This is a genomic window from Actinosynnema sp. CA-299493, assembly GCF_050946825.1.
In the GTDB taxonomy this organism is placed as follows: domain Bacteria; phylum Actinomycetota; class Actinomycetes; order Mycobacteriales; family Pseudonocardiaceae; genus Actinosynnema.
In genome coordinates this window covers 6956678-6977393 of the sequence record NZ_CP191993.1, presented here as the reverse complement: position 1 = coordinate 6977393, position 20716 = coordinate 6956678, and the positions used below count along the sequence as shown (strand labels likewise).

The 20716-nt window shown below is 71.8% G+C and carries 21 protein-coding genes; 10 read left to right on the top strand and 11 right to left on the bottom strand.

Annotated features, from left to right (window positions below; genetic code table 11):
- Nucleotides 1–190: 190 nt before the first annotated feature.
- Both ACQPYE_RS29215 and ACQPYE_RS29210 read left to right on the top strand, forming a co-directional pair.
- A complete protein-coding gene (locus ACQPYE_RS29215) occupies nucleotides 191–883 on the top strand; it encodes an ABC transporter ATP-binding protein (RefSeq protein WP_498715950.1) in 693 nt (230 codons plus the stop codon).
- Nucleotides 880–3255 carry an ABC transporter permease gene (locus ACQPYE_RS29210; protein ID WP_498715948.1) on the top strand — a complete coding sequence of 792 codons (2376 nt, stop codon included), beginning with the start codon at nucleotides 880–882 and terminating at the stop codon, nucleotides 3253–3255. The genes ACQPYE_RS29215 and ACQPYE_RS29210 overlap by 4 nt, the downstream gene beginning before the upstream one ends.
- On the opposite strand, the gene ACQPYE_RS29205 is transcribed toward ACQPYE_RS29210, so the two are convergent.
- Nucleotides 3227–4468 (bottom strand): MFS transporter, encoded by a 1242-nt coding sequence (locus ACQPYE_RS29205; RefSeq protein WP_498715947.1) that lies wholly within the window; start codon nucleotides 4466–4468, stop codon nucleotides 3227–3229. The genes ACQPYE_RS29210 and ACQPYE_RS29205 overlap by 29 nt on opposite strands.
- A gap of 120 nt (nucleotides 4469–4588) precedes the next feature.
- Here ACQPYE_RS29205 and ACQPYE_RS29200 point away from each other — a divergent pair, with 120 nt between their 5' ends.
- Complete coding sequence (locus tag ACQPYE_RS29200; protein ID WP_498715945.1) at nucleotides 4589–5578, top strand: LacI family DNA-binding transcriptional regulator; 990 nt, start codon at nucleotides 4589–4591, stop codon at nucleotides 5576–5578.
- 249 nt (nucleotides 5579–5827) lie between these two features.
- Here ACQPYE_RS29200 and ACQPYE_RS29195 read toward each other — a convergent pair whose 3' ends face one another.
- The 5 genes from ACQPYE_RS29195 to ACQPYE_RS29175 all read right to left on the bottom strand — a co-directional run bounded on the left by ACQPYE_RS29195 (nucleotide 5828) and on the right by ACQPYE_RS29175 (nucleotide 10650).
- Nucleotides 5828–6397, bottom strand: a complete 570-nt coding sequence (locus ACQPYE_RS29195; protein ID WP_498715943.1) for a hypothetical protein — start codon at nucleotides 6395–6397, stop codon at nucleotides 5828–5830.
- A 4-nt stretch (nucleotides 6398–6401) separates the two neighbouring features.
- On the bottom strand, nucleotides 6402–7238 hold the full coding sequence (locus tag ACQPYE_RS29190; protein WP_498715941.1) for a carbohydrate ABC transporter permease: 837 nt from the start codon (nucleotides 7236–7238) through the stop codon (nucleotides 6402–6404).
- Entirely contained in the window at nucleotides 7235–8206 is a 972-nt protein-coding gene (locus ACQPYE_RS29185) for a carbohydrate ABC transporter permease (RefSeq protein ID WP_498715940.1), read from the bottom strand. The genes ACQPYE_RS29190 and ACQPYE_RS29185 overlap by 4 nt, the downstream gene beginning before the upstream one ends.
- Nucleotides 8203–9471, bottom strand: coding sequence for an ABC transporter substrate-binding protein (locus ACQPYE_RS29180; RefSeq protein WP_498715939.1), 1269 nt, complete (start codon nucleotides 9469–9471; stop codon nucleotides 8203–8205). The genes ACQPYE_RS29185 and ACQPYE_RS29180 overlap by 4 nt, the downstream gene beginning before the upstream one ends.
- A gap of 207 nt (nucleotides 9472–9678) precedes the next feature.
- Complete coding sequence (locus ACQPYE_RS29175) at nucleotides 9679–10650, bottom strand: arabinan endo-1,5-alpha-L-arabinosidase (RefSeq protein WP_498715937.1); 972 nt, start codon at nucleotides 10648–10650, stop codon at nucleotides 9679–9681.
- 365 nt (nucleotides 10651–11015) lie between these two features.
- Between ACQPYE_RS29175 and ACQPYE_RS29170 the strand changes: the two genes are divergently transcribed.
- The 5 genes from ACQPYE_RS29170 (at nucleotide 11016) to ACQPYE_RS29150 (ending at nucleotide 14446) form a co-directional block, all read left to right on the top strand.
- On the top strand, nucleotides 11016–11297 hold the full coding sequence (locus ACQPYE_RS29170; RefSeq protein WP_498715936.1) for a CGNR zinc finger domain-containing protein: 282 nt from the start codon (nucleotides 11016–11018) through the stop codon (nucleotides 11295–11297).
- A 70-nt stretch (nucleotides 11298–11367) separates the two neighbouring features.
- Nucleotides 11368–11655 carry a hypothetical protein gene (locus ACQPYE_RS29165; RefSeq protein WP_498715935.1) on the top strand — a complete coding sequence of 96 codons (288 nt, stop codon included), beginning with the start codon at nucleotides 11368–11370 and terminating at the stop codon, nucleotides 11653–11655.
- A gap of 42 nt (nucleotides 11656–11697) precedes the next feature.
- Nucleotides 11698–12261 carry a YdeI/OmpD-associated family protein gene (locus ACQPYE_RS29160; RefSeq protein ID WP_498715933.1) on the top strand — a complete coding sequence of 188 codons (564 nt, stop codon included), beginning with the start codon at nucleotides 11698–11700 and terminating at the stop codon, nucleotides 12259–12261.
- A 300-nt stretch (nucleotides 12262–12561) separates the two neighbouring features.
- A complete protein-coding gene (locus ACQPYE_RS29155) occupies nucleotides 12562–14022 on the top strand; it encodes a family 43 glycosylhydrolase (protein ID WP_498715931.1) in 1461 nt (486 codons plus the stop codon).
- A 7-nt stretch (nucleotides 14023–14029) separates the two neighbouring features.
- Nucleotides 14030–14446, top strand: a complete 417-nt coding sequence (locus ACQPYE_RS29150; RefSeq protein ID WP_498715929.1) for an RbsD/FucU domain-containing protein — start codon at nucleotides 14030–14032, stop codon at nucleotides 14444–14446.
- A gap of 112 nt (nucleotides 14447–14558) precedes the next feature.
- Here the strand turns inward: ACQPYE_RS29150 and ACQPYE_RS29145 are convergent, their stop codons facing one another.
- Both ACQPYE_RS29145 and ACQPYE_RS29140 read right to left on the bottom strand, forming a co-directional pair.
- Nucleotides 14559–14897: a VOC family protein gene (locus ACQPYE_RS29145; protein ID WP_498715927.1), complete on the bottom strand. Its 339-nt coding sequence runs from the start codon at nucleotides 14895–14897 to the stop codon at nucleotides 14559–14561.
- A gap of 133 nt (nucleotides 14898–15030) precedes the next feature.
- Nucleotides 15031–15216, bottom strand: a complete 186-nt coding sequence (locus ACQPYE_RS29140) for a hypothetical protein (protein WP_498723105.1) — start codon at nucleotides 15214–15216, stop codon at nucleotides 15031–15033.
- 128 nt (nucleotides 15217–15344) lie between these two features.
- Between ACQPYE_RS29140 and ACQPYE_RS29135 the strand changes: the two genes are divergently transcribed.
- Nucleotides 15345–15551 (top strand): DUF2795 domain-containing protein, encoded by a 207-nt coding sequence (locus ACQPYE_RS29135; protein WP_498715925.1) that lies wholly within the window; start codon nucleotides 15345–15347, stop codon nucleotides 15549–15551.
- 17 nt (nucleotides 15552–15568) lie between these two features.
- Here ACQPYE_RS29135 and ACQPYE_RS29130 read toward each other — a convergent pair whose 3' ends face one another.
- The 3 genes from ACQPYE_RS29130 to ACQPYE_RS29120 form a co-directional block, all read right to left on the bottom strand.
- Entirely contained in the window at nucleotides 15569–16789 is a 1221-nt protein-coding gene (locus ACQPYE_RS29130) for a DUF6239 family natural product biosynthesis protein (RefSeq protein WP_498715924.1), read from the bottom strand.
- Nucleotides 16790–16793: 4 nt separating this feature from the next.
- Entirely contained in the window at nucleotides 16794–17351 is a 558-nt protein-coding gene (locus ACQPYE_RS29125) for a hypothetical protein (RefSeq protein ID WP_498715922.1), read from the bottom strand.
- Between the two features lie 415 nt (nucleotides 17352–17766).
- Nucleotides 17767–18423, bottom strand: coding sequence for a winged helix-turn-helix transcriptional regulator (locus ACQPYE_RS29120; RefSeq protein WP_498715921.1), 657 nt, complete (start codon nucleotides 18421–18423; stop codon nucleotides 17767–17769).
- A gap of 1248 nt (nucleotides 18424–19671) precedes the next feature.
- On the opposite strand from ACQPYE_RS29120, the gene ACQPYE_RS29115 reads away from it, so the two are divergent.
- A complete protein-coding gene (locus ACQPYE_RS29115) occupies nucleotides 19672–20445 on the top strand; it encodes a helix-turn-helix domain-containing protein (RefSeq protein ID WP_498723007.1) in 774 nt (257 codons plus the stop codon).
- The last annotated feature ends 271 nt before the right edge of the window (nucleotides 20446–20716 follow it).

Sequence of the window (20716 nt, the reverse complement as noted above, 5' to 3'; positions counted from 1 at the left end):
GACGCGCCGACCACCGGGCATCCACCCGGCGACCCCTGCGCCTACACCGCTCGACTACGCCTCAGGGATGACACCGCGCCGCCCTCATCCCGGCGGGGTACCGGAAATGCCCCGGCCGACCGACGCGCCCGGATCCGCGCCGCTCCTAGCGTCCACCGCGCCACATCGAGGACGAACCAGGGAGCCGACCATGACCACGCCGGTGATCGAGCTGCGTGACGTGAGCCGCGGGTACGACGACGGGCCACCGGCGTTGAGCGACGTGACGCTGACCGTGCGGGAGGGGGAGGCCGTCGCGGTCCTCGGCCCCTCCGGCAGCGGCAAGTCCACGCTGCTCAACCTGATCGCGGGCCTCGACCGGCCGGACACCGGCACGGTCACCGTGGCCGGCGTGCGGGTCGACGGCCTGGGCGAGGCCGCGTCCGCGCGCTACCGGCGGGCCCGGGTCGGCATGGTGTTCCAGTTCTTCAACCTGCTCGACGACCTCACCGTGGCCGACAACGTGGTCCTGCCCGCGCAACTGGCGGGCATGGCGCGCGGCACGGCGGCGCGGCGTGCCGCGGAACTGCTCGACCAGCTCGGCGTCGCCCGGCACGCCCGCGCCTACCCGGGACGGCTGTCCGGCGGCGAACGGCAGCGGGTCGCGGTCGCGCGGGCGTTGATGAACCGGCCCGCGCTGCTGCTCGCCGACGAACCGACCGGCGCGCTGGACACCGCCTCCGGCGAGGACGTCAGCGCGCTGCTCACCGAGCTCAACGCCGACGGCCAGACCCTGGTGGTGGTCACCCACGACCTCGCGCTGGCCAGGTCGTGCACCCGCCGCACGATCCAGCTGGTCGACGGCCGGATCGCGGGCGACGTCACCGCGGAGCCGACCCGATGAGCGGGCTGGGCCGGGTCGTCCGCTCGGGCGTCGCGCGTCGCCGGGTGCAGACCGCCGTGATCGGGCTCGCCACCACGATGGCCGTCACGTCGTCCGTGCTCGGCGGGTCGCTGCTGGTGGCGTCCACCGCGCCGTTCGACGACGCGTTCGCCGCGCAGCGCGGCGCACACCTGTCCGCACGGTTCGACGCGGCGAAGGCGACGGCGGAGCAGCTGCTGGCGCCCATCGCGGGCGTCACCGCCTCCGCCGGGCCGTTCCCGACCGCGTCGATCACGCCGAGCGCCGACGGGCCCGGCGGCGGACCCGGCGACGCGTCGCCGATGACGGTAGTCGGCCGGGCCGAACCCGGCGGACCGGTCGACGCGGTGACGGTGACCGAGGGGGAGTGGGCCGACGCGCCCGGCGAGGTCGTGGTGTCCGCCGACGGCCCGTACGCGCACTCGCCGACCGGCTCCGGCGTCGGCCGCCGCCTCTCCCTCGCCGACGGCTCGACGGTGACCGTGGTCGGCGTCGCCCGCTCGGTCAGCCGCACCGCCGACGGCTGGGTGCCACCGTCCTGGATCACCACCCCCGAGGGCTACCAGGTGCTGTACCGCTTCGCGTCCGCCGCCACGACCGAGCAGGTCGACGCGGCCCGCGCGGCGGTCGCGGCGGCGGCGCCCGAGGGCGCGCTGAGCGGATCGCAGTCGTGGCTGGTGCTCAAGCGGGCGGCCGACCGGAGCGTGGCGGTGTTCGTGCCGTTCCTGGTCGCGTTCGGCCTGCTGGGACTGGTCATGTCGTTGCTCGTGGTCGGCAACGTGGTCGCGGGCGCGGTCGGCGCGGGCACCCGGCGCATCGGCATCCTCAAGGCCCTCGGACTCACCCCGGCGCAGGTCGTGTGGGCCTACGTGGCTCAGGCCCTGATCCCGGCGGCGGTCGGCGCCGCGATCGGCGTCGTGGCGGGCAACCTGCTGACCATCCCGGTGCTGGCCGAGACCGAGGACGTCTACGGCGCGGTGTCGTTGACCGTCGCGCCGTGGCTGGACGTCTTGGTGGTCGTCGGCGCGCTGGCGCTGGTGTCGGTGGTGGCGTGGGCGAGCGCGTTGCGCGCCGGGCGGTTGCGCACGGTGGACGCGATCGCCGTCGGCCGCACCCCGCGACCCGGCCGTGGCCGGTGGGCCGCCAGGCTGACCGGCCGACTGGCCGTGCCGCGACCCGTCGGCCTCGGCCTGGCCCGCCCGTTCGCGCGACCCGCCCGTGCGGCGGCGATGGTGACGGCGGTGCTGTTCGGCGCCACGGCGGTCACGTTCGCGGTCGGGCTGGCGTCGTCGCTCAACCAGATCCAGATCGCCCGCGACCACGACTCGGCCGACGTGACGATCGGCGTGGAGGGGCCGGCCGGCGGCGATCGTCGTCCCGGTCCCGGTCCCGGTCCCGGTCCCGGTCCCGGTCCCGGCGCTGGTGTCGGGGTCCGCCCGGCCGACCCGGTCGCGGTCTCGGCCGCCATCGACGCCCAGACCGGCACGCGCGCGCACTACCGCACCACCCGGACGAACGTGACCGTCAGCGGGGTGGCCGGCACGACCGCGCTCGTCTCGTTCACCGGCGACGCCACCTGGGAGGGCTACCAGCTGGTCTCCGGCCGGTGGTTCGAGCGGCCGGGCGAAGCCGTCGCGCCGACGACGTTCCTGACCGCCACCGGCACGGCGGTCGGCGACACCGTCACGGTGGACGACGGCGGGAAGTCGGTCACCCTGCGGATCGTCGGCGACGTGTTCGAGATGAGCAACGACGGCATGGTGGTGCTGACCGACGCGGCCACGTACGCGTCCGGGTCGGCGGACGTGGGCCACCACATCGCGGTGCGGCCCGGCACCGACGTCACCTCGTACACCGAGGGGCTGAACGCGGCGCTGAAGCCGCTCGGCGTCACCGCGCGGGCGGGTCGGTCCGGCCAGGCCAGCGACACCATCGTGCTGATCGACAGCCTGACCGCGGTCCTCACCCTGATGCTCGTCGCGGTGGCCGCCATGGGGGTGCTGAACACCGTCGTGCTCGACACCCGGGAACGGATCCGGGACCTGGGCGTCCACAAAGCACTCGGCATGACACCGCGGCAGACGATCGCGATGGTGGTCGCCTCGGTGGTCGTGATCGGTGTGGTCGGTGGCGCGGTCGGCGTGCCCGTCGGGGTCGCGTTGCACCAGGCGGTGCTGCCGGCGATGGGGGAGAGCGCCGGGATCGGCCTGCCGTCGACCGCCTTCGCCGTGCACGACCCGCTGACGTTGCTCCTGCTCGGCGTCGGCGGCCTGCTGATCGCGATCGTGGGCGCGCTGCCACCGGCCACCTGGGCGGCGAAGACGTCTACGGCGACGGCCTTGCGGACGGAGTAGGGCGCAGGACGGGGACCAGGGCGAGCGCCGGGAGCAGCAGCAGCGGCACGACCAGCAGCGCCCGGAGGACGCCGACCTGGTCCCCGAGGAGGCCGACGACCGGCGGCCCGGCCAGGAACGCGGTGTACCCGATGACCGCGACCACGCTGACCCGTGCCGCCGCCCGGCCCTCGTCGTCGGCCGCGGCGCTCATGCCGACCGGGAAGCCGAGCGACGTGCCGAGGCCCCACAACGCCACCCCGGCCACCGCCACCGCCGGCTCGCCGGCCAGCACCGCCAGGGTCGTCCCGGTGATCGCCAGCAGCATGGTGCCCACCAGCACCGGGACCCGTCCCCAGCGGTCGAGGGCGACCGTGCCCACCACCCGGCCGAACGTCATCGTGGCCACGAACACGCCGAACACGACCGCGCCCGCCGTCGGCCCGAACGCGTACCCGTCCACGAACGCCACCGCGACCCAGTCGTTCGCGGTGCCCTCGGTGAACGCCAGCACCAGCACCAGCAGGCCGATCAGCACCGTGCGCGGCTCGCGCCAGGCCGTCAGCACGCCGCTCTTCCCCCTGCGCGTGTCGTGCTTGTCGTGCGCGTTGTGCCCGAACGACCGCGCGGCGACGACCGTGCCAACCAGCGTGACGACCGCGACGCCCGTCAGGTGGGCGGTCACCGGCACGTCCAGCCAGACCGCCACCGCGGCCGACCCGGCGGCAGCCACCGTGCCCAGGCTCCAGACCGCGTGGAACCGCGGCATGACCGTGCGACCGAGCACCCGCTCGACAGCCGCCGCTTCGACGTTCATCGCCACGTTGCACGTGCCCGACCCGTAGCCGAGCAGGAACAACCCGACCGCAGTGGCCGCTACCGACGGCCAGACCCCGATGGCCACGCCGGCGACCGCCAGCCCAGCGCACACCCCGACCGTCGACACGCGCACCGTCCGGCGGGTGCCGAGGCGGTGGGTCACCTCGCCGGCCGTGAGCATCGCCAACGTCGCGCCCGCCGACATGGCCAGCAGCAACAACCCGAGAGCGCCCGCGCCGAGCCCCAGCGCGTCGCGGGCGGCGGGGACGCGGGCGAACCAGGACGCCACCGCGACCCCGTTGAGCCCGAACGTGACCGCGACCCCGACCGCCGCACCCCCGCCCTCGCCCGCCGCACCCCCGGCCCCACCCGACGTGCCCCCGGCCCCGCCCGCCGTCTCCTCAACGGTCGACATGCTCTTCCCCCCAGCCATTTCCGGCACTCGCGCTTGCCCTGATCTCCACCCCACCCATGGAAGCGCTTCCACCACAAGGGGCCGGCCGGCACACTTGCCGCCGTGGTCGAGAAGGCGCGCATGTCGACATCCGCAGCCGGTGAGCCGACCTTGGCGGACGTGGCACGCCGAGCCGGCGTGTCGGTGGCAACGGCCTCCCGCGCCCTGAGCGTCCGGGGCCCCGCCTCGGCCTCCGCCCGCCACCGGGTCGCCGAAGCCGCCCGCGAACTGGGCTACACCCCCAACCCCGTCGCCCGCGCCCTGGCCACCCGCAGCGGCACGCGCCTCGCGGTAGCCGTCGGCGGCGGGACCGCGCACGTGCTCAACGACCCTTACGTGGCCCGCGTGACCACCGCCACCGCCACCACCGCCGCCGCGCGCGGGGTCGGCGTGTCCCTCCACTGGCTGCCGCTGCACGACCCGGCCGAACTGGGCAAACTGGCCGAGAACCGCGACATCGGCGGCATCATCGTCGTCAACCCGACCGTCCCGGCGCTGGCCACGATCCCCAGGTCCGCGCGGGGCCGGATCGCGTCGATCGGCATCGGAACCCGCGACGTCCCGTCCTTCGACGTCGACAACGCCACCGGTACGAGGAGGGTGGTCGAACACCTCCTCACCACGGGCCGCCGCCGCATCGCCATGATCACCGGCCCCTCGTGGCTCCCGTGCACCGACCGCGCCCTCACCGCCTACCGCCGGGCCCTCGCCGACGCCGGCGCCCCACCCCGCCTGGCCGCCGGCAACTTCACCGCGGCCACCGGCGACTCCGCCGCCACCGAGATCATGAGCCGCTGGCCGGACACGGACGCGATCTTCGCGTTGGGCGACCTGTCCGCCCTGGGCGCGCTGACGGCCCTGCGCCGCACCGGCGCGGACGTCCCGGGCGATGTCGCCGTCGCCGGCTTCGACGACATCGCCTACGCCACCCTGAGCCGCCCCGGCCTGACCACCACCACGAACCCCGTCGAAGCCATCGCCACGGGCGCGGCCACCGCCGTCCTCGACCACCGACCCACGGCCCCGCAGACCTTCTACCCGTCCACCCTGGTCCTCCGCGCGAGCACGTGAGGCGCGAGTACGTGAGGCGCGAGCACGTGACGCGCGAGCGCCTGACGCGTCATGGGCCGGTCCGGTAGGGCCGGTGGCGGCAGGATCGGTCACCCGGGGTGGTGGGTGGTGGGGTGCGGGTTGGTCGCCGGCCTCGTTGTTTCAACCGACGTCCCAGGACGTCGATAACGGCGTTTTGATTGTTGGTCGGGTTGAGATTCACTCGTTCGTGGACAGGGCGACACTAGGAAAAGGCTGGTCAGGGGTAGTCTAGCCAGAGACCGGACTTTCGGCGACCGGACTGTGCCGACGGTCGACCGCGACGGCGGCCATCAGCACGCAACCGGCCATCGGGAGCCCGAGCGGCAGGTGTTGCCAGGTGACGATCAGCATCACGGCCAGTGACATCACCAGCAAGAGGGAGCCCCCGAAGTCCGAGGCGGCACGTCGGCCGGCCGCCCGCAGCACGGCCGGCCACCGCGAACCCACCGACCACAGCGCCGCGGCACGCAGCACGACCACCGCCAGGCCCACCGCCGCCACCCCGCACACCACGGCCACGTAACCGCCACCGGCGACCCGCGTCCGCAAGAACACCACGTCCACCACCAGCACGGCGAACCCCGCCACCACCCCGACCGACACCACCCACCCGCCGGGCAGCGCCGACCGCACCCGCTCGAAGAACGACCGGATCGTCGTGGTCTCCCCGTCGACGTGGGCCTTGATGTGCGCGCACCCGGCCGCGAGCGCCGGCACCAGCGTCACCACCGGCAGGGCGGCCAGCAGCACCAGCAACCCCGCCATCAGGCACTCGCCGAACAACGAGAACCGCTTCACCGGCTCACCCCTTCAACCCCGACGTCGACACACCCTCCACCAGGAACCGCTGGAAGAACAAGAAGAACAGGATCACCGGCACCAGCGCCAGCATCGACATCGCCATCAGCGCGCCGAAGTCCGACCCCGTCGACTCGTCGATGAACAGCTGCAACGCCAGCGGCAGCGGGTACTTGTCCGGCGTGCTCAGGTAGATCAGCGGCCCGAAGAAGTCGTTCCAGCTCCAGATGAACGTGAAGATCGCCGTGGTGATGAGCGCCGGCCGGCACAGCGGCAGGATGATGTGCCAGAACACGATCCAGTGCCCGGCCCCGTCGATCTTGGCCGACTCGTCCAGCTCACGCGGCAGCTGCCGGATGAACTGCACGATCAAGAACACGAAGAACGCCTCCGACGCCAGGAACTTGCCCGCCAGCAACGGCACGTAGGTGTCCACCAGGTCCAGGTTCTGGAACACGACGTACTGCGGGATGATCAACACGTGGAACGGCAGCAGCAGCGTCGCGATCATGATCCCGAACAGCGCGCTCCGACCCCGGAACCGCAGCCGGGCGAACGCGTAGGCCGCCAACGCCGACGACGCGACCGTCCCCACCACCGACAGCACCGCCAGCACGGTGGAGTTCCAGAAGAACCGGCCGACGCCGATCCCGACCACGCCCTCGAACACCCGCTCGTAGTTCGCGAGCGTCGGATCGGTGGGCAGCAGTTGCAGGCTGCCCACGATCGCCTCGGACGGCTTGAACGTCGCCGCCGCCACCCACAGGATCGGGTACAGCACGACGGCGAGCAGGGCCAGCGCGCCGACGTGCCACGCCACCCTGGTCAACGACTGCCTCATCGCTTGTCCCCCGAGTCGCCGGAGTAGAACACCCAACCCCGCGCGGTGCGGAACAGGACCACGGTGACCAGGCCGACGCCGAGCAGCAGCATCCACGCCATCGCCGACGCGTAACCCATGCGGTAGTCGCCGAAACCGCGGTCGAACAGGTAGGTGGTGTAGAACAGCGTGCTGCCCGCCGGCTGCCCGTTCGGCCCGCCCACCACGTACGCCGAGGTGAACACCTGGAAGGCGTTGATCGTCTCCAGCAGCAGGTTGAAGAACAGCACCGGCGAGATCATCGGCAACGTGATCGACCAGAACCGCCGCCCGCGACCCGCGCCGTCGACCTCGGCCGCCTCGTACAGCTCCCGCGGCACCTGCTTGAGCCCCGCCAGGAAGATCACCATCGGCGCGCCGAGCTGCCACGTCGCCAGCAGCACCAGCATCATCAGCGAGAAGTCCGGGTTGCCGGCCCAGCCGCCGGTGTCGATGCCGAACCGCAGCAGCAGCTGGTCGACCACCGAGTCGTCGCTGAACATCATCTTCCACACGATGGCGACGCCGACGCTGCCGCCGATGAGCGACGGCCCGTAGAACGCCGCCCGGTAGAAGCCCTGACCCGCGCGCTTGCCGTTGAGCAGCACGGCGATGGCCAGCGCCGCGGCGAGCTTGATCGGCACGGCCAGCGCCACGTAGATCGCCGTGACCTCGACCGACCGCAGCCACCGCGCGTCGGTGAACATCCGCTGGTAGTTCTCCAGCCCGATCCAGTTCGGCGTGTTGAACAGGTCGTAGTCGGTGAACGAGAGGTACAGCGAGGTCACCATCGGCCCGAGGGTCAGCAGGACGATCCCGATGATCCACGGCGACAGGAACAGGTAACCCGCCAGGCCGTCGCCGGACCGGCGGGCCCGCTCGCGCGAACCCGCCTGCCGCGGTGCGGCGACTTCGGCGCGCCGATCCGGCGCGATCGTCGCCCGGCTCACGACCCGAGGGTCTCTTCCGTCTCGGTGAAGAACTGGTCGACCGCCTCGTCCACGGAGATGCGGCCGTACTGGAGCTCCTCGGTGATCCGGATGAACGCCTGCTCCAGCGAGCCGGCCCCCTTCGGCGGTGCGGGGGGCGTCTTGCCGAACTCGTCCTTCAAGCCGTCCTCGTACGCCGCCACGGCGGCCAGCGGGCCCTCCAGCTGCGCCGCGGCGCGCTGCGCGTTCGTCGGCGGCAGGCCGCGGTTCGCGCCGAAGATCTTGCCGACCTCCGGGTCGTTGACCATGAACGACACCAGCTTGGCCGCCGCCGCCGGGTGCTCGGTCTTCTGCGACACGCTCAGCAGCATCGACGGCTTGAGGTACTGGCCGGACGTGTCCGCCTGGTCGGTCGGCACCGGCCCGAGCTTCAGCGCCGGGTTGGCCTTGGCGTAGCGGGACATGAAGTTGTCCCAGCCGAGGTCGCCCGCGACCAGCTTCTGCTCCAGCGCGAACGACGGCTTGATCTGCACGCCCTTCTCGATCGGCAGCACGACCCCGGCGTCGGTCAACGCCTTGCCCTCCTCGAAGAACTCGGCCAGCCGCGCCTTGTCGAACCCGAGCTTGCCGTCCTCGGTGTAGAGCAGCTTGCCCTCTTGGCGGAGCTGAAGCTCCAGGTTGTAGTAGCTGCCGACGTAGTTGCCCCCGCCGGAGACCCCGGTCTTCTCCGCGATCACCTTCATGGCGTCACGGTAGTCGTCCCAGGTCCAGCCCTCCTTCGGCTCCTCGACGCCCGCCTGGGCGTACAGCGCGGGGTCGTAGATGTAACCCCAGGTGTTGCCGCCGGTCGGCACGCCGTACAGCTTGCCGTCGATCTCGCCCGCGCCCTTGAGCCCTTCGAGCAGGTCGCCGAGTTCGAGGTTCTTGCCGTCCTGCTTCTTCAGGTCGTAGAGCGCGTTGCGGTCCGAGTACTCCCGGAGGTAGGCGAAGTCCATCTGCAGCACGTCGGGCGCGTTGCCGCCCGCGGTCTCGGTGGCCATCTTCTGCCAGTACGCCTCGAACTCCTGGAAGCTCGGGGTGACCTTGATCTCGGGGTTCTTGCTCTGGAAGAGGTCGATCGCCTTCTGCATCAACTCGGCGCGCTCGGCGTTCCCCCACCACGAGAACCGCAGCGTGGCGGGACCGGCCTGGGTCTCGTCGCCGCTGCCGCCGCTGCCGCCGCAGGCGACGGCCAGCAGCGCGACCATCGACGTCGCCAGGACTCTGAAACGTTTCAGTGCAGCCATTCGGAAAACCCTCCGGTCTCGATCGCTTCCCGACGTGACGCGCGGTGCAGTAGGGGAAAGCGCTTTCCGGGAGGCTACGAGCAGGTTGCGCCAACGTCAATGCCCACTTCGGCGATCGGGCGGTCGTCGGTCGGGCACCGCCGGCCCCGGCCGACGCCACCGTCCACCGCGAACCGCGGCGGACGGTGGCGGAGAGCCGGTCGGTGATCATCGGACGTACGGCCACCCAGCGGAGTCGAAGGCCAGCAGGTTGATGCCCAAACGGGACGCGCCGTCATCACCGTAGTAGTGGTAGACGAGGATGTCGCTGTCGACGTCCGAGAACACGTCCTGGTGCCCGGGGCCGTGGACGCTGCCCTGGCCGGCGAGGATCTCCGTGCCGCCGCCCGAGGTCAGGGCCGTGCCGTTGCGCGCGACGTACGGGCCGGTGACGCTGGTGGAGCGGCCGACCATGACCCGGTAGGTGCTCTGCGCGCCGCGGCAGCAGTAGTCGAACGACACGAACAGGTAGTAGTAGCCGCCGCGCTTGACGATGTTCGGCGCCTCGATCGCGCCGCCGTTGCGACCGGCGATGGAGCGGATCGTGGAGTCGGCGCGCAGACCCGTCGAGGAGTTGAGCGCGATCATCTTGAGGCCGGACCAGAACGAGCCGAAGCTCAGCCACCAGCGGCCCTGGTCGTCCACGACGAGGTCGGGGTCGATGGCGTTGTAGTTGTCGCTGGTGCGCGTCTCGACGACCAGGCCGCGGTGCGTCCACGTGCCGGCGTTACCGCTGGGGCTGGTGGCCAGGAAGATCGCCGACCGGTTCGAGCCGAACGAGGAGGCCGAGTAGTACAGGTAGTACTGCCCGTTGAGGTAGGAGATGTCCGGCGCCCAGAGGTTGCGGCTGCCGTTGGTGTAGGTGGTGGTCCAGGAGGCGCCGTTGGGGAAGGCGGCCCCCGCGTTGCGGAAGGCGGTGCGGTCGGTCGACGTCTTCAGGCCGATGCCGTCCGCGGTGTGCGCGACCAGGTAGCTGCCGTCGGGCCTCTTGACGACGCTGGGGTCGTGCACCCGGATGTCGCCGGTGACGACGCCGGGTCCGGGGTAGGCCGACGCCGGTGGCGCGGCCACGACGGTCACGCCGGTGACGGCGAGTGCGGTGACGAAGGTGGCGAGAGCGCGTTTCCTCAGTGCGGCCACGGTTTCCTCGAAACTCTCGGGGTGGACTGGACGCGGCGGCGTGGGTGTCCTGAGTGGACTGCGGCGGTGCGGGGAGAGGGAGGCTCGGCGTCTCGACCCGGCAGCGGCATGCCTGCGCGGACCCGTGCGTCGCCTCCTTGCGAGCAGGAATCGTGACGCGCCTCCGGTCGCCTGCCGGTGGGCCGGACCAGGAGCGCTTCTCCGGCACCGTAGCGCAGGCCCGTTCGGGTGGGCAAGCCTGCCTGTTATCGCTAACAGGCAGGCCGGAAACTTGGGACAGCGGTGGCTGTTAGCGCTCACAAACCTTCTGATCAGCTCAGAACCCGGCCGAGGAAGCCCCGGATGTAGCCGGTGATGGTGCCGACGTGGTCCGGCGCGATCACGCGGTAGCGGTTGACGGGCGCGGCCGGGTCGAGCACGACGACGTTCCCGACCCGCGATGGCGCGCGGCGTGGGCGTGCCTGCGTGACTTCGTCGTGCTGCGCGAGGCGGCGCCGGACCGCGTCCGCAAGTGCGCCAACCCCGAGTGCGTGCTGCACTTCCAGGACGTCTCGCGCACCGGCAGGCGGCTGTGGTGCTCGATGACGGGCTGCGGCAACCGGCTGAAGGCCCGCCGGCACCACAGCCGGGTCCGCGCCACGCCGTGACCGCCCGTCGTCACCGCTCGTCATGACCGCCGACGCGTCAAGAGGCGGCCGTTGGGGTATGGCAAAGGCCATGACGCACCAGGAACCGCTGGACCTCGGCGCGACGGACCTCTCCGAGTCCGAGGAGGCGCGCCTCAGGCGTGCGCACGACCTCGACGAGCCACCGGTGTTCGACCGGCGCAACGACGTCGACCGCAGGTCCCGGACCAGGGCGAACCTGCTGCCGGAGGAGGAGCGGACCGGCAGCGCCGACCCGGAGGCCCAGGCGCGCGAGGTGCTGCGCGACTCCGACGTGCGCACCGAGATCCCGGAGTCCGCGCCCGACACCGCGGCGGAACGCCGCGAGTCCGACGCCTGAAAGTGCTCACTCGGTGAGCACTTCACCCCGCACGATGGGGGCATGGACGCGCTCACCGACACCCCGACCCTCGACTTCGCCGACGCCGCCGGCTGGGAGTCGTGGCTGGCCGAGCACCACGGCACGAGCGGCGGCGTCTGGCTCAGGATCGCCAAGAAGGGGTCGGGCCTGCCGTCGGTCACCATCGCCGAGGCGCTCGACGTCGCCTTGTGCCACGGGTGGATCGACAGCCACCGCAAGGGGCTCGACGCCGACCACTACCTCCAGCGGTACTCGCCGCGCCGACGGGGCAGCTCGTGGTCGCGCGTCAACGTCGGGAAGGTCGAGGCGCTCGTCGCCGCCGGGCGGGTGCGGGAGGGCGGCTTCGCCGCGATCGAGGCCGCCAGGGCCGACGGCCGGTGGGACGCGGCCTACCAGCGGCAGCGCGACGCCACCGTGCCGCCCGACCTGGCCGGGGCGCTGGCGGGCGACGACCGCGCGCGGGACCGGTTCGAGCGCCTCGACCGGACGCGGCGGTACGCGTTGCTCCTCCAGCTCATGAAAGCGAGGACGCCGGCCGCGCGCGCGGCGCGGCTGCGGCGGATCGTGGGCGGTGTGACGGGGTGACCGCCGGTCCACAGTGGATCTGAGGTGGTGGCCGGGTGGGTGGACGGGGGGAGAGTCGCGTCCGCCCACCCGGCAAGTCGGTGCCCGCGTTGTCGGCGAAGGTAGCGCAATGTTATCGCTAACACCAGTGCTGGCGGTGAATCATGCCGATAACCAGCCTCTATGGTGGGGGAATGTGAGGCGGGGCGCGACTTGCCGGCCCTCGGACCTCAATCGTCTCGTAATGGGGTATTGAGGCGCGTGACCTGCGCTGTTAGCGTTAACAGCGCCGCATCCCGACGCCACGATGGAGTGGAACCGATGAACAGTGCCGTTCCCCGGTGGACAGCCCGCAGGCTGGCGGTGGTCGCGGTGGCGGCCGTGACCGCGCTCGCGGGGCTGGTGGTGACGCCCGCCGCGCAGGCCTCGCCGGCCACGCAGCACACGAACCCCCTGGCGAACCAACGGGCCGACCCGCACATCTTCAAGCACACCGACGGCTACTACTACTTCACCGCGACCGCGCCGGAGTACGACCGGATCGTCCTGCGCCGCGCGACCACGATCCAGGGCCTGGCGAGCGCCCCGGAGTCGGTGATCTGGCGCAAGCACTCGTCGGGTGAGATGGGCGCGCACATCTGGGCGCCGGAGATCCACTTCATCAACGGCAAGTGGTACGTCTACTTCGCCGCCGGCCGGACCGACGACATCTGGCGCATCCGGCCCTACGTGCTGGAGAACGGCAGCGCCAACCCGCTGACCGGCACGTGGACCGAGCGGGGCAAGGTCAACGTCCCGTGGGACACCTTCTCCCTGGACATGTCGACCTTCGTGGTCAACGGCACGCGCTACCTGACCTGGGCGCAGTCCGAGCCCGGCATCGCCACCAACTCGAACCTCTACCTCGCCCGGATGGGCGCCAACCCGTGGCAGGTCACCGGATCGGTCGCCCGGTTGACCGTGCCGACCTTGGCATGGGAGACGCGCGGCGGCGTGAAGGTCGCCGAGGGGCCGACGGTGATCCAGCGCAACGGCCGGGTCTTCCTGACCTACTCGGCCAGCGCCACCGACGCGAACTACTGCCTCGGCCTGCTGACCGCGTCGGCGTCGGCGGACCTGCTCAACCCGTCGTCGTGGACGAAGGGCGCGAACCCGGTGTTCGCCTCCAACGCCGCGACCGGCCAGTACGGTCCGGGGCACAACTCGTTCACCGTCTCCGAGGACGGGCAGAGCGACATCCTCGTCTACCACGACCGCAACTACCGCGACATCTCCGGCGACCCGCTGCGCGACCCGAACCGCCGCACCCGCGTGCAGAAGGTCTACTGGAACTCCGACGGCACGCCGAACTTCGGCATCCCGGTGGCCGACGGCGTCACGCCCGTGCGGCTCAAGTCGTACAACTACCCGGACCGGTTCGTCCGGCACTGGGAGTACCGGGCCCGCGTCGAGGCCGACACCAACCCGCTGGCCGACTCGCAGTTCCGGATCGTCACCGGTCTCGGCGGCGGCGGCACGGTGTCGCTGGAGTCGACCAACTTCCCCGGCTACTACCTGCGGCACCGCAACCACGAGCTGTGGGTCGAGCGCAACGACGGCAGCGCCGTGTTCCGCGCCGACGCGTCGTTCCACCGCCGGGCCGGCCTGGCTTCGGGCGCCGCGGTGTCGTTCGAGTCGGCCAACTTCCCCGGTGAGTACCTCCGCCACAACGGCACGACCGTCAACCTGACCACCGCGCCCGACGCCGTCGCGCGCGCCGACGCCACGTTCATCCTGGAGTGACCGAAAAGTGCTGCACTACCCCTTGCTCCACCCGCCGCTGCTGCACGCCCTGGCCACGGCCGGCCACGGGTCGAAGGTCCTGATCGCGGACGCCAACTACGCGCACCGGACCAACGTCCACCACCGGGCCGAGCTGATCCACCTCAACCTGCGCCCCGGCCTCGTCTCGGTCGACGAGGTGCTGGCGCCGGTGCTGTCGGCGATCCCGGTGGAGGCCGTGCACACCATGAGGCCGGACGACCTGGGCACGCCGGCGGCGTGGGCCGACTACGAGCGGGTGCTCGGCCCGGACCTGCCGCTGCAACCGCTGGCACGGCAGGACTTCTACGCGGCCTGCCGCGCGCCGGAGCTGGCGGTGTGCGTGGCGACCGGTGACGGCCGGCACTACGCGAACCTGCTGCTGACGGTCGGCGCCGTCTCCTGATCCCCGGCCCCCGACCCGCTCGCGCCGGCGTGCGTGCGGGTCGGGGGCCGGACCTGCCGCGGCGGCGTCACCGCTCGCTCATCGGACCACCGCGCTGAGCCGCGGGGGTGGTTCAGCCCAGCGGGCTGTGCAGGATCGCCGCGTACCCGTCGGGGCCGACGGCGACGCAGCGCCGCTCGTGCGGGCCGGTGGTGATGTCGCCGACCCGGAACCCGAGGGACTGCGCGCGGGTCCGCGCCTCCTCCAGGTCGGGCACCTTCACCAGCATCGCCGGACCGTCGTGCACGCGGTCCGCGCCGGACAGGGCCAAGCGCCCGCCCGCCACGTCGAACTGCGCCCAGCGGTCGCCGTCCACGAACGTCGGCGGCACGCCGAGCAACGCGGACCACCGCTCGACCGCGCCGGCGAGGTCATCGGTCGGGACGACGGGAGCGATGCGTTCGGCTGTCACGGGATCGACGCTAATGACGCCCCCGCCCGCGGTCAACGCCCCGACGGCCCCGTCGGCGGATCGAGCAACAATGAACAAGGCACTTCGGACGGTCCACCCGAGGGACCGTCCGAAGTGGAGTGCCGGGTCGCGGCTACCGGGGTTCGTCGATGCCGGGCACGGTCACGTCGTCGTCGGCGGGTGGCTCGGGATCGCGCCACTCCTCGGCCCGGCTCGGGCGGTTGCCGCGCAACGTGCCTTCCAGCTCGTGCTTGAGCTCGTCATCCTTGATCGGGCCGTGCTTGTCGCTCTCGCGGTGCATGGGCAGGTCCTCCTCCATGCTCCTGGGGGATGAGGCGCTTGCCCGGGTGGAATACCCCGGGACGTCCGGCCGAACCGCGCTTACCCGCGGCTGTCCGGGGTACCGCACCGGCAGGCGAGAGAACAGGGGAGAGGGCTGGAGGAGCCATGGCCGGGACACTGACCCGTGACCACCTGGAGAGCTGCCTGACCGACGTCGACTTCCCGGCGAGCAAGGACGACCTGCTCGACGCGGCGATCCGCAAGGGCGACCCGACCGCGGTCCAGGCGTTGCGGGCGATACCGCCGACCGACTACGCGAGCCTGCACGAGGTGTTCGGCGCGGTCGAGTTCGGCGGCGACGAACCCCGGTAGCGGCTGCCGGGGAAGGGTCAGCCGGACCAGGCGGCGAGGCCGGAACGGGACGGAGTGGCGCCGGGGAAGGCGGCCGACAGCGTCCGCGCGTACCGGTCCGCCTCGGGGGTCGTCAGGTCCGGCGGTGCCAGCCACGGCGCGAGGCGGCGCCGCGTGTCCGGTGGCGGGGCGCCGCCGAGCACCAGGACGTCCGGCGAACCGGGCGTGACCGCGAAGCCCAGGCGCGCGGCCTCCTCGCGCACGACCTCCGTCGCCTCGGTCGCGCGTCGCGACCCGTCCGCCACGACGGCGAACGGCCCGCCGATCGACGCGACCTCCGCGCGCAACGCCGCCGCGTCGGCGTCGGTCAGCCCGGGCCAGGGCAGGTCGCCGCGCTTGCCGGTCAGCTTCGCCGCCAACACCGCGGACGCGTAGTCCGGACCTTCCGGGCCGCGGATGTCCGGGCCGGTCCACGCCACGGAGCCGGTGTTCACCGGGACCGTCGTCCTGGCGCCCGACCGGTCCAGCCAGAGGTCGCTGCGCCCCTCCGGCAGCCAGACCAGCGCCCACCGGCCCGTCGTCCCGTCACGCGGGAGCACGGGCGCCAGGGCGTTGGGCGCGTTGCCGACCGACAGCGGGGTGTCGGTGGTCTGCACGATGTTCCAACCGGGCATGTGCGGCACCACGAGCACGTCGACCGTGCCGTCGCCGAGGGCCACCCGGGTCAGCAACGGGTCCCCGGTGGCCGGGGTGACGAGCTGCCCGGCGATGGTGACCTGGCCGAGGCCGGCCAACAAGGTCACGCCGAGCGCCGCGCCGACGACGCGCACCACCGCCGTCGGCGGGCACAGCACGAGCCAGGACACCCCGACGAACGCCGCCATCAACGTGATGTAGGCGAACGACGACGGCGGCCCGGTGAACCACGTGCCGGCGGCCACCGTCGCCAGGACGGCGACCGCCACCACGAGCCGGCCGAGGACCGGTCGTTCGACGCGGGTCGCGGGGGGCGCGGCGAGCAGCCCGATCAAGGCCACCGCCGCCAACGGCGGCAGCCACGACGCTTCCGCGATGAGCAGGACCACGACGCCGCCGATACCGGCGGACCCGGTGACCACCCGACGGGTCGACAACCCCGACGCGGCGGGCACGAACGGCCGGACCAGGGCCCAGCCGGCGACCACGGTCACCGCGCCGAGCAGGATCAGCCGGAGGAGGGTGAAGCCGAGCGGCAGGCCGACGGCGCCGTGGTTGTGCATGCGATCAGGCCGACGCGCCGACCGCGCACGAGCAGTGCATCTGCGCGCGTTCCTCGGCGGAGGGCCGCATGTGCAGCACCATCGCGATGACCATCGGGATGAACACCACGGTGTTGTAGAACAGGTGCAGCTCCACCCGGGGGATGATCAGCTGGATGATGCTCGTCGGCGCCGGCTTGCCGAGCAGGTTCGTCCCGGCCGACGCCTGGATGATCAGCAGCAGGTGCTCGATGTGGTGCCAGAACTGCAGGCCGAGCGCGACCGTCCACCACGTCTTCGAGCGGCCGACGAACCCCTTGCGCAGTGCGAAGAGGAACACGAGCATGATCAGCGCGTAGCCGTAGTGCATGACCTCGGACGTGACCAGCCAGGGGAACCACACGCCGAGCACGCCCTTGGCCTGGGGCACGGGCCAGCCCAGCGCGTAGATCTGCACGGCCTGGGTGATGTGCTCCGCCCAGTGCGCGAGCACGATCAGGGCGAAGACGTAGAGCGCCGGCTTGTGCCTGACTGTGTTCAGCGGACCGCCCGTCGAGTGGATATGGGCGTGAGTGTCTACCATGGGTTTCCTCCTGCTGCGCCGGTCTCGATCCGATCGATTCCCGTGACCAGCGACGATATCGGTAATCAGGCGCGCCAAGAACGCCTGGATGCGGACTGCGCAATCACGGAGAAGGTCACCGGGGCCACGCGTGGGTAGGGTGGTCACCCCTGGTGACCGCGCGGGAACCCGCAGGTCGACTGTATAGCGGTCCGATGCGCTTTTCCTCTTCCGGCTTGCGGTCCCGGAATGCCGGGTCGACCCGGACGGGCGGGAAGAGAGCAATCCTGAAGAAGCGCGGACGACCGGTCGTGTGCTACGGGCGCGGAGTCGCTGATTTCCGGCGGCCATTCGGCTCGGTCGCGTGGAATGATAACGATTTCGATCGGAGCGGTATTCCGTAGTGGTGTGGCGCCCGGGATCGGCAGGACGGGCGCTACGCCAGGCGCTCGCGGGAGAACAACGTGAGGAACCGCGTCGCCACGGCGTCGTCGCCGGCCACCACCAGGTCCCCGGAGTCGAGGGCCTCGGTCAGCGTGCGCTGCCCCGAGACGATGCCGCTGAGCGTCGTGGTGTCCGTGCGGATCACCGCGTCCGGCCGGTCGACCGGTTCCCGGGTCAGCCGCAGGCCGTCGGGCGTGGCGGTGGCGCGGAACCCGTCCTCGCCCAGTTCCACCACCACGTCGGCGACCAGCCCGCGGGTCAGCGCCGGGTCGTACAACGTCCGCATCGCGAGCATCATCGAGTCCACGCTGATCGGCCTGCCGGCGCGGGGGCCCGACGCCTGCGCACCCCACTTGCCCAGTGCGAACACGACCGGTTCGAGCTTGTGGCCCCACGGGGTCAGCTCGTACACCCACGCGGAGGCGGGCGGGGGGAGCCGCCGGCGGTGCAGGACGCCCGCCTCGTCCAGCTCGCGCAGGCGCTGCGACAGCACGTTGGGGCTCGCGCCCGGCAGTCCGATCCGGAGGTCGGTGAACCTCTTCGGCCCGAACAGCAGCTCGCGGACGACCAGCAGGGCCCATCGCTCGCCGACGAGGTCGAGCGCGTGGGCCACCGCGCACCCGTCGTCGTACCTCCGCCTGGTCGCCACGGTCTCCCAGTCTAGCCAAGGTTGATACGGGAACCACATTGGTTGGTTGCTTTTTAGGACCAACGTCCGTTAGCTTGTGGGGCCAAGACGTCGATCGCGGACCGAGATCCGGGGGGTGCCGGTGGTCGCGACCTGTCAGGCCGCGCCGCCGGGCGATCCCGCGGTGACCGGACTCCGCGCCGATGCCGTGTTCCGACTCGTCAGTGGGACCCCCAGCCCGCTCGAGCGGAACGCGCGGGCGGCCCGCGCGTCCTCCCTGGACTGAGCGACCGCCTCCCGCGCGGATGGGTTGGTACCGGCCCATCCGCGCGGGCTCCGCGCCGCCCCGCGGGCTCCACGCCGCCGGGCGCGCGGGGTGTGCGTCCACACCGGACGGTGCGTCCGGTGTGCGTCCGCGTGCCGTCCGGCGACGCGGCGATCTCCGGCGTGCGCCCGATCCGTTCCGTCCTGTGTGGTGCCTGTGCGGGCTCGATCCGCCTTGCCGCGCTTGGGAATGCCCTGAGCCCGACGTGCCGGACGCCGCGCCGCCGCGGCTCGCACGTCGTCGGGATCCGCGCCCGACGACCGCCTGACGGCCGCCCGACGACGTGCCGGCGCGCGCGTCGCGCCGGTGGTTTCCCGGTCCGGAGTGGGCGGACGCTCGACCCGGCCGGTCGCGTCGGCGCGGTCGGCCATTGTTCGTGAAAAATGACCGGGTGGCGCCCGCGGACCGGGGGTCGGTGCCGTCGGTAATAGCCCTCGGCGGTGTGGCGTGGTGAGGATCCAGTGTCCCCCGCGGACGGTTGGCGGCGCATCTTCGTGATTGCCGTATACCGGCTGAAAACGGGCCCCGGTGGTCCTCTGATATGACCACCGGCGCTCCGGCGGTCGTCCGGTGCCGGCCGTCACAGGCGATGACCGGGCTGCGGAGCAGGAGCGCGGCAACATCACCCGAAAGGCGCATCAATAACCTCCGTTGGTGGCCGAGAATCTGTTCCATGGTCACCGGAAATAGAGCCGAGGAACGTTCACAAGATCATCGGAACGGGGTGAATGACGATCATGGGATGGGCCGGTTAACGGCGTCTGCGCTCCTTGCGCAGGCTGTTGGGCCCCTGGTAGCTTGCAAAAATCGGGGGTACTGGGGGTACCGGAGGGTTTCATTGGGAGCTGGGTCGCGACGATGCGCCAGTTCATCAGCGTGCGATGGGTCGGCCGGCGGGTCGGGGCATGTTTCAGCTTTCATTACATCTGCGAATGGGGGTCGTAGTGGAGGACGTAATAGAGCGGGCAGTGGGCCGTGTCATCGACTTCATGCACCAGAATCTGGGTGAGCAGTTCACCATAGATGACATGGCCCGGACCGCCATGTACAGCAAGTTCCACTTCTCCCGGGCTTTTCAGCGGGTTACCGGTGTCTCGCCCGGCCGATTTTTGGCCGCGATCAGGCTGCAGGAGGCCAAACGGCTGCTGGTGTGCACCACGTTGGCCGTAACCGATATCAGCCATCGGGTCGGCTACACGAGTGTCGGCACGTTCAGCTCGCGGTTCCGGAGCAGTGTCGGGGTGTCGCCGTCGACGTATCGCCAACTGGGGGGACTGACTCCACCGATCCCGCTGACCCGGCGGAGCCCCGACGCACGCACGTCGACCGTGCAGGGGGAGATCTACGCACCTCTGGGGGGTGCCCCGGGCATCATCTTCCTGGGCCTGTTCCCGGACCGGATCCCGCAGGGCAAGCCGGTCCGCTGCACCATGCTCCACCGGCCGGGACCGTACGTGCTGACCAACGTGCCGCCCGGCACCTGGCACCTGCTGGCCCACTCCGTCGCACTGGGGCGCGGATCGATGGTCGGCGACGGGCCGTTCGGACAGGACCAGGCGCTCAACGTGGCGTCGTACGGCCCGGTGCCGGTGCGGGCGGGCGCCCAGGTCAAGGACGTCGACCTGAGCCTGCGCCCGATCGGCACGCTGGACCCGCCGGTGCTGCTCGCACTGCCGTACATCCGCACCGTCGCCTTGGACGCCGGCGCGGCGAGCTGACGACCGGCCAGACCACTCGGAGGACCCGCCGTCCCGGCCGGACGGCGGGTCCTCCGCACTGCGCGCCCGAACCCGTGGGCCCGAACCCGTGCGCCTGAACGCCGTGCCTCCGAACGCCGCCTGCCGGAACCTCGTGCGTCCGAACGCCGCGCGCCGGAACCTCTTGCGTCCGAACGCCGCACGCTGGAAACCCCGTGTGCCCGAACATCGCCCGTCGGAGCCCGTGCGGCTGAAAGCGGGTGCCGAAGCCCGTGCGTCCGAACCCCCGTGC

Coding starts and splice junctions, on each gene's coding strand:
- ACQPYE_RS29215 (WP_498715950.1), top strand. CDS start 191: ATGACCACGCCGGTGATCGAGCTGCGTGACGTGAGCCGCGGGTACGAC.
- ACQPYE_RS29210 (WP_498715948.1), top strand. CDS start 880: ATGAGCGGGCTGGGCCGGGTCGTCCGCTCGGGCGTCGCGCGTCGCCGG.
- ACQPYE_RS29205 (WP_498715947.1), bottom strand. CDS start 4,468: ATGTCGACCGTTGAGGAGACGGCGGGCGGGGCCGGGGGCACGTCGGGT.
- ACQPYE_RS29200 (WP_498715945.1), top strand. CDS start 4,589: ATGTCGACATCCGCAGCCGGTGAGCCGACCTTGGCGGACGTGGCACGC.
- ACQPYE_RS29190 (WP_498715941.1), bottom strand. CDS start 7,238: ATGAGGCAGTCGTTGACCAGGGTGGCGTGGCACGTCGGCGCGCTGGCC.
- ACQPYE_RS29180 (WP_498715939.1), bottom strand. CDS start 9,471: ATGGCTGCACTGAAACGTTTCAGAGTCCTGGCGACGTCGATGGTCGCG.
- ACQPYE_RS29165 (WP_498715935.1), top strand. CDS start 11,368: ATGACGCACCAGGAACCGCTGGACCTCGGCGCGACGGACCTCTCCGAG.
- ACQPYE_RS29160 (WP_498715933.1), top strand. CDS start 11,698: ATGGACGCGCTCACCGACACCCCGACCCTCGACTTCGCCGACGCCGCC.
- ACQPYE_RS29155 (WP_498715931.1), top strand. CDS start 12,562: ATGAACAGTGCCGTTCCCCGGTGGACAGCCCGCAGGCTGGCGGTGGTC.
- ACQPYE_RS29140 (WP_498723105.1), bottom strand. CDS start 15,216: ATGGAGGAGGACCTGCCCATGCACCGCGAGAGCGACAAGCACGGCCCG.
- ACQPYE_RS29135 (WP_498715925.1), top strand. CDS start 15,345: ATGGCCGGGACACTGACCCGTGACCACCTGGAGAGCTGCCTGACCGAC.
- ACQPYE_RS29130 (WP_498715924.1), bottom strand. CDS start 16,789: ATGCACAACCACGGCGCCGTCGGCCTGCCGCTCGGCTTCACCCTCCTC.
- ACQPYE_RS29125 (WP_498715922.1), bottom strand. CDS start 17,351: ATGGTAGACACTCACGCCCATATCCACTCGACGGGCGGTCCGCTGAAC.